Source organism: Vibrio makurazakiensis (assembly GCF_050337375.1).
GTDB classification, from domain to species: domain Bacteria; phylum Pseudomonadota; class Gammaproteobacteria; order Enterobacterales; family Vibrionaceae; genus Vibrio; species Vibrio makurazakiensis.
In genome coordinates, this window is sequence record NZ_JAKJSW010000197.1 from 1 (window position 1) to 7875 (window position 7875).

Genomic DNA, 7875 nt, shown 5'->3' on the forward strand with positions numbered 1-7875 from the left:
CTTATTCAACACTCCGTGGCTGTTTTCATTGGGGCTGTTTGTTTCCACATTTACGTTCATTATGCTCGGCGCTATTGGTCCAAAATACGCAAGCATCGCGTTTGGCTCTTTATTGATTGCCATTTACACCATGCTTGGTGCCCATGAAAGCCATAACCTATGGTTCCAACCCTTACTATTGCTCACTGGTGCGGCTTGGTATTATTTCATGTCGATGATCTGGCAAATATTCTGGCCAATGCAGCCTGTTCAGCAAAATTTGGCCAATGTATTTTCCAATATTGCTACTTATATGGATTCAAAGTCTGAGCTATTTCATCCAGTGAGAGACTTAATACCACAACCTTTTCGTATCACTGAAGCCAAGAATAATGCCAGCACGGTACAGGCATTAAACACATGTAAAATGACACTGTTGAACCGTTCTAAACGTGGGCATATTGATGGTCCAAGTGACCGTTTCTTAAACATTTATTTCATGGCTCAAGATATCCACGAGCGAGTAAGTTCGAGCCATTACCGCTACCAGGAGTTAGCGCAACATTTTGAGCGCTCTGATGTTCTTTTCCGTTTTAAATACTTACTTGAGGCTCAAGCCAATGCCTGTCGTGATATTGCCAACTCTTTAAAGGTTGGGGCTGAATATCAACATGACACCAAATCAATGATGGCATTGGATGAGTTGCAGTCGTCACTAGAACACTTACAACAACAAAACAATCCGCAATGGAAAAGTTTATTGGGACAATTGGGGTACTTGTTCAACAACCTTGCAACGGTTGAAAAGCAGTTATCGAACATTAATAACCCTGATGCTGAGAAGCTAGAAGAAGACACGCTTGATGACACAAACCCACATACCTTGAAGGCAATGTGGCTTAAGATAAAAGCCAATCTAAATAAAGATTCAATGCTGTTTCGTCATGCGATTCGCATGTCACTAGCATTAACTCTTGGCTACGGCATTATTCAGGGCTTCGAGATTGAACGCGGTTACTGGATATTATTAACGACACTGTTTGTTTGTCAGCCCAACTACAGCGCAACGCGTCAAAAATTAACGGCGCGTGTGATTGGTACTATCGCAGGTTTGCTTATCGGCGTACTTTTACTGACTTTCTTCCCCTCTCAAGAAAGCCAATTGGTATTCATTGTTGTTAGCGGAGTGATGTTTTTTGCTTTCCGAATCAATAACTACGGTTTTGCCACAGCATTCATTACCTTGCTAGTGCTGTTCTGCTTTAATCAATTAGGAGAGGGATACGCGGTTATTTTACCAAGGCTTGCCGACACATTTATCGGCTGTTTACTTGCTGTACTGGCCGTTGTTTTCATCCTACCTGACTGGCAGTCGAAACGGTTACATAAGGTCATGGCCGACGCGCTTGATCATAACAAGTTGTACCTTGGTCAAATTATTGGTCAATATCGAATCGGTAAAAAAGATAACCTTAACTATCGGATTGCACGCCGCTCTGCTCATAACAGTGATGCCAATTTAGCGTCTGCAATAAGCAACATGTTAGTCGAACCAGGCAAGTACCGGATGGCAGTTGATGAAAGCTTTCGTTTCTTAACACTTAACCATGCGTTACTTAGCTACATATCGGCTTTAGGTGCGCACCGAACAAGAATTGATGATGAGAGTACACATAAGCTGGTTCTAGATGCCCATCGAGTAATCCACCAGCATTTAGAGGCGCTTAATCAGCAACTATACAGCCACTGTGAAGAATGTGATGTGAGCGATATTTACGACTCTGACCTAGACTCCCGACTGACAGAATGGCGTGAAGAAGATGAAGGTTCGGTAAGAATGGTACTTCAGCAATTGCATCTAATATATCGAATGTTGCCAGAGCTACATTCACTCGCCACTAAGTTTGCAGTTCGCGTAAACAAGTAAACAAGTAAACAGCCCCATTTAATTGGCTATAGGACGTTCTGTTCTATAGCCAACATTATCTAAATTAGTAAGACATAATCGCACCAAATAATTGGACTCATCTCAGTAACGGATTGACTTTCCTTTGACCTTACCTGACAGTTCTCGGACAAAAACTAACCAGTAGAATTTATAGTGTATTCATCATCTGGAAAATAAGTTTTGCAAGAAAGGACCTCACTCAAAACAACCCAATTTTTCAATGCTAACTAATCAATATCATTGAATTGATGAGATTGACGTTCATAGCGTCAATAAAGTCAAAAAGGTTCACATTATGAATACACAGCAATTTGAAGCTCTAAAACAGCAACTCATTTTACTTACTCCACAGCAATTAAAATCGCTACAAGGAGAGATCCACCAATCGTTAGATGATCAGCCAACTCAGCTAATCACTGATGAAGAGCATTCGATGATCTCCGCACTGTTTAACTAACGACAATCGCTCAAATTGACTCGAAATTGAGTCGATTGTTACATGCATTTCCTACGATAACGTTGCGTTCATAATTTCATCGTTCTAGACTTACAAAGTAAGTTATTGCTTCGGGGATATTATGCCAATTTCAGGTGTACAGTCTGGTTACCAACTCATTCAGCAATCATCCAAGATGGCTGAAGAAGCCGCGTTGGAAATAAACCAAGCATCCCAGCAAGAACAAGAAAGTAACGACTTATCGTTTAACAATGCTGAACTCCCTAAAAATGATACTCAATCCCAAGAAGAAAAGTCAGAGCCACCTCCAGCTTCTCAGAGCGATGCTTTAATGAAACTCACTCAAAGTTCAAGCTACAACCGTATAGGTGCTAGCGTTATTGAGCGGAATAACGAAGTGATAGGTAGCTTACTCGACATCCATATTTAGCTATCCAACATAAATTTTTAAGTTGCCGAGTTTGTAAACCAAACCGCTAGATAATTAGGGCTTACCATTCGTCATTTTTAATAAAAAACGCCTCGAAAAGCCTAAATTTCCGCCAATTTATGACTCAGATAGCAGCAAACTGTAACTCCTTATATCCAGAGCTTGTTTCTAATATTTTACTCGGTAGAATCAACCCAAATTATTTACGTCGTACCAATATGCCAAAACTCAATCTGCACCGCCGTGACTATGTTTCCATCTTAGGGGGCGATCTCTCCGCAGAAGAATTAGAGTCAAGACTCGAACCCAACTTCACAAAGCCAACCAACTCTTTAACGCCAAGTCCTTTTCTAACAGAAAAGAACATAGTGCGCCGTTGGACATCACTCAATAATGAGGGTGCTAAAGAAGAACTACTTGATCCGCATACGCTTGAGCAATTTCAAGCTTATGAAAAGAACATCGAGCACTTTGTTGGTACTGTTAAAGTTCCAGTAGGTATTTCTGGCCCTCTCCGAGTCAATGGTCTGTTCGCCAAAGGCGATTACCTTGTACCTCTTGCAACGACTGAAGCAGCACTCGTTGCTTCTTACAATCGTGGTTCAAAGCTATTAACAGCTTGTGGTGGTGCTCGCGCTATGCTGCTCAATGAAGGGGTTACTCGCACCCCTGCTTTTGCTTTTCATGGTTTGGTTGAAGCTGGTCAGTTCGTCGCTTGGGCTGTTACCCAATATGACCTATTCAAAGAAATCGCAGAGGCGACGACCTCTCATGGCAAACTTACCGACATCAATATCAACATTGAAGGCAACCACGTTTACCTAGTGTTTGAGTTTTTGACTGGAGACGCATCTGGTCAGAATATGGTAACCATCGCTACCAATGCAGTGTTCGAGCACATCATCAACAACACTCCTGTTGAACCTGAATACGCATTCTTAGACGGCAACCTATCTGGCGATAAAAAAGCCAACTCGCAAACGCTTCGAAGTGTACGCGGTAAAAAAGTCACCGCTGAAATCCATATTCCTGCGGAACTTGTCAAAAAGTACCTGCATACAACACCAGAAAAAATGGTTCAGTTCGGCCAAATGACAACCGTGGGCGGCACTCTCAGCGGCACTATTGGTATTAATGCTCACTATGCTAATGCGCTCGCGGCTCTTTATATTGCATGTGGTCAAGATGCAGCTTGTGTGGCTGAGTCTGCAATTGGTATGACTCGAATGGAAATGAGCAAGAATGGTGACTTATACGCAAGTGTTACCTTACCAAACCTAATGTTGGGTACTGTTGGCGGCGGAACTGGCCTTCCAAGCCAAAAGGCATGCTTAGATTTAATGGGATTGCATGGTAATGGTAAATCCCAAGCCCTAGCAGAAGTCTGTGCTGCACTTTGTTTAGCCGGTGAACTATCAATTGTCGGTGCTTTCTGTGCCGGTCACTTCTCCAGAGCTCACCATAAGTTGGCTAGGTAGTTCAAACCCTACCCCTAGGTATTTAACCCAATGGATTAATAAGTAAGCAGAAACAACTAACTGCTTACTTTACCTCCCAACAAAACAGAAATAGAAACAGTTATCATTTGCAATTATTGACAAGATAATTATTATAAAACCTAGTTATAAGAAATTGGGTTTTATAGTGTGTTTCGTTCTTTCAGTTATCGAGCTACTCGTTTCATTTGGTTCATCGGGACCTTACGGCTATTGCGAGCTTCTTAACCATTGGCTTTTATGAATCACGTCGATTACAAGATCAGCTCGATATCCAATTCAATAACAAGATTAAAGCACTCAACTCTTCTTTTGCTTCTGTCACCGACTTGATGGATTCAACTCGTGCTTTTCTATTGCATGCAAACCACCCCACTCAATCTCAGTTTCAGGACTTCCTAAATCAAAAAACAGGAATTGATTCAGGCATACAGTCTTTGCTATGGGCACCTAAAACGTCTCCTTCCGATATTACCAAGCTCGAACTAAAAGCCACTAAGCAAGGTCAATTAGGATATAAAGTACAACCAACCCATACCCTATTGTGTGACACAAAGGTTGCGAATGACCTCTTCCCTATTTTTTATGTTTCACCTCAATTTGAAGGCAGTGATTATTTAGGTCATCAACTAGGGAGCTCATGCAATGAAACATTAGCAATGCATAGAGCCATGACAAATAACTCCCCTGTAGCAACCAACCTAATACAAGAGGGTAATGAAGGCAGTAAGCTCTTTCTTCCAGTTATTGATGAACATAATGATTTGAATGGTTTCATCGTGGCTAACATTCTCTTTTATGAATTTTTGGGCATCACTTGGCAAGATGAAGTAAACGCCCAATCACTCAATATAAAAGTCTACCCATCGCTCTCAGATAACGTAGCTCCTATCTTTCAGTCTCATTTGAATAGTGATTTGGTTAAGCGAACGGGATTGGAGCGAAAAATTATTCGATCAAAACACTTATATATCCCGCTACTCGATCGAACTTGGCGAATTGAAGTATCAACGCTGGATAACAGTCACAGCACCCTTATTTACGGCGGCTTCTGTGTTTTATTGATATTGATGCTGACTTGTACAGTCGCGTGGGGAGCGCGCTTTTATACTCATCGGCTTGAGATATCGAACAAGTTAGTAGAAGAGAAAACGCACTCAATTGAACAGCAAGCCGTAAGAGATGAGCTAACCGGCCTTTACAACCGCCAGGCACTAAACCAACACTTGTCAGAAAGAGTCAAACAAATCACCACTAGCCAACCAGATGGGTTTGCGGTGCTATTCATTGACTTAGACCGTTTCAAAATGGTCAATGATTCCATGGGCCATTTGATTGGTGACCTTGTCTTACAACAAGTCGCTAATCGATTAGAAACCAGTTCTCGTCAAGGGGATATATGCTATCGATTTGGAGGGGATGAATTTGTTATTTGCCTCGCTAATCATGTTTCTGAGTCAACCTTACATGACATAGCGAAACGCTATAACCAGTTGCTTTCTAACCCGTATACCATTAATGGTAGAACCTGCCATTTGGGCGCTAGCATTGGCGTGTCTTTAGTCGACAATTCCCAGTATACACTTGCGCAAATACTGCGCGAGGCCGACACAGCTATGTATACCGCAAAACGTTCGACTAGTGAGGGTGTTGTTTTTTTCAATGACGCGATGTTTGTTCAGGCAAAACAACGCTTTACGTTAGAGCAAAACTTAACTCAGGCAACAGAGCAACAACTCTTATCTTTGGTTTACCAACCCATTTACTGCCAACATAGCCAAACCTACTCAGGTGTTGAAGCATTACTACGTTGGCATCACCCGGAGTTCGGGTATGTTTCCCCTACTGATTTCATTCCGATAGCAGAAGAAACAGGGCTCATTGTTCGCATTGGTGATTGGGTAGTAAAAGAAGCCTGTCGTACTCTAGAATCCCTTTGGCTTGACCCTGATATTTCTAATGTTCCAAGGGTCAATATTAATGTGTCAGCAAAACAGTTCGAGTCGAATCATATTTTGCATACATTAATTGATTCTTTAAATAACGCTCAGTTCCCGCCACATCTCATAGGCGTAGAAATCACCGAGTCACTTTTATTAAGTAATACTGAATGTACGGTCAATATCTTAAAAGAGATGAAAGCACTAGGAGTCGTCATCTACCTTGATGATTTTGGTTCTGGTTATTCATCCCTTTCAGTACTCAGTGAATACCCAATTGATATATTGAAAATGGACAAAAGCTTCATTGACCATGTTGATGACCAACACCACAAAGCAGGAAAGCTGTGTAAATCCATTATTGATATGGCGCATGCTATTGCATTACCGGTGGTTGCCGAAGGGGTAGAAACTGAATCTCAACTTTCCACTTTAAGTGCTTACAAATGTGATTATATTCAGGGTTACCTAAAATCTAAACCTATCTCTAAAGACGAGTTAGTTAAACTATTAAGTAACCGTTCTTCCAATTCTGAGTATCCTTGCAAGATCGCCTAGAAAGTGGCTATGAATCAAGCACTCAGGAATTTTGTTTGATGAACCTAGTTAACTAATCCAGGGATTACTGGGAAATAAAAAGCGCAGCTAAGAAGAGCTAGCTGCGCCTGCATTTATAGTGTGTGATTTCTATTTATTCAGTAAGTAACGCATCACACTTAGCCGCGCAAATAAAATCATTTTTATGGAGCCCTTTAATTGAATGGCTCCACCATGTAACTGTAACCTTACCCCACTCCAACACTATAGATGGGTGATGGAATTCATCTTCTGCCAACTGGGCAACTTGGTCGGCGAATGCCCAAGCTAGTTTAAAGTTTTTAAACTTATACACTTTCTCTAACTGCGGAATTTCATCACGCTCCACCATTACCCAACTATCCAGTTCAGTAAATAGTTCATTCCTTTGTTCTACCGACAAAGCGATTGCATCAATACTACAAGCTTCGCAACGTTGTTCATTAAGCATGATTTACTTCCTTTGGTTCAAACTGTGGTGGGTATAATTCAAGTTCCATTGCTTGACGAACTAAGCTCATCAAGTCTAATTGGCTAAGTTGATATAAGTCAGCGATCGACTCTAGCTCAAAATAAATCGGTTGCATAATATCAATCCGATAAGGTGTTCTAAGTACATCGAGAATATCAAACGGGTGACGCACCGCACGCTCACTATCTAAAGAGTAAACGGTCTCACCTGGAGAAGATAAAACACCTCCCCCATAGATTTTCGACAGGCCTTGCTCTTTTACTAATCCAAACTCAACAGTAAACCAATACAACCTCGCAAGATAAGCCCGCTCTTTACTGGTGGCGGTCATACCAAGCTGACCATAACGATGAGTAAAAGAAGCAAAATCTGAATGTGTCAACATCGCGCAATGCCCAAAAATTTCGTGGAAAAAATCAGGTTCTTGCAGGTAGTCAAACTCTTCTCGGCTGCGCAAAAATGTTGCAACCGGAAATTTTTTATTTGCTAGTAATTCAAAGAACTTATCAAAATTGATTAGCGCCGGTACAGGTTCAACTTGCCAGCCCGTTTTCTCTAATAAAATACTATTAATATC

The 7875-nt window shown here is 41.4% G+C and carries 7 protein-coding genes; 5 read left to right on the forward strand and 2 right to left on the reverse strand.

What is annotated here, in order from left to right:
* The 5 genes from yccS to L4C33_RS17530 form a co-directional block, all read left to right on the forward strand.
* Nucleotides 1-1906, forward strand: a 1906-nt coding sequence (yccS, locus tag L4C33_RS17510) for a YccS family putative transporter (protein ID WP_428813694.1), incomplete at its 5' end; no start/stop codon positions are given.
* A gap of 316 nt (nt 1907-2222) precedes the next feature.
* A complete protein-coding gene (locus L4C33_RS17515; RefSeq protein WP_428813695.1) occupies nt 2223-2384 on the forward strand; it encodes a hypothetical protein in 162 nt (53 codons plus the stop codon).
* 121 nt (nt 2385-2505) lie between these two features.
* A complete protein-coding gene (locus L4C33_RS17520; protein WP_428813696.1) occupies nt 2506-2814 on the forward strand; it encodes a hypothetical protein in 309 nt (102 codons plus the stop codon).
* A gap of 218 nt (nt 2815-3032) precedes the next feature.
* A complete protein-coding gene (locus tag L4C33_RS17525) occupies nt 3033-4292 on the forward strand; it encodes a hydroxymethylglutaryl-CoA reductase (RefSeq protein WP_428813700.1) in 1260 nt (419 codons plus the stop codon).
* Nucleotides 4293-4498: 206 nt separating this feature from the next.
* On the forward strand, nt 4499-6808 hold the full coding sequence (locus L4C33_RS17530; RefSeq protein ID WP_428813697.1) for a bifunctional diguanylate cyclase/phosphodiesterase: 2310 nt from the start codon (nt 4499-4501) through the stop codon (nt 6806-6808).
* 133 nt (nt 6809-6941) lie between these two features.
* Here the strand turns inward: L4C33_RS17530 and L4C33_RS17535 are convergent, their stop codons facing one another.
* Nucleotides 6942-7277, reverse strand: coding sequence for a 4a-hydroxytetrahydrobiopterin dehydratase (locus tag L4C33_RS17535; RefSeq protein ID WP_428813698.1), 336 nt, complete (start codon nt 7275-7277; stop codon nt 6942-6944).
* Nucleotides 7270-7875 (reverse strand): phenylalanine 4-monooxygenase (locus L4C33_RS17540; RefSeq protein ID WP_428813699.1); only part of this gene is annotated, 606 nt, incomplete at its 5' end. The genes L4C33_RS17535 and L4C33_RS17540, both read right to left, overlap by 8 nt.

Excerpts from the sequence above, each read along its gene's own strand:
- L4C33_RS17515 (WP_428813695.1), top strand. The coding sequence starts at position 2,223 with ATGAATACACAGCAATTTGAAGCTCTAAAACAGCAACTCATTTTACTT.
- L4C33_RS17520 (WP_428813696.1), top strand. The coding sequence starts at position 2,506 with ATGCCAATTTCAGGTGTACAGTCTGGTTACCAACTCATTCAGCAATCA.
- L4C33_RS17525 (WP_428813700.1), top strand. The coding sequence starts at position 3,033 with ATGCCAAAACTCAATCTGCACCGCCGTGACTATGTTTCCATCTTAGGG.
- L4C33_RS17535 (WP_428813698.1), bottom strand. The coding sequence starts at position 7,277 with ATGCTTAATGAACAACGTTGCGAAGCTTGTAGTATTGATGCAATCGCT.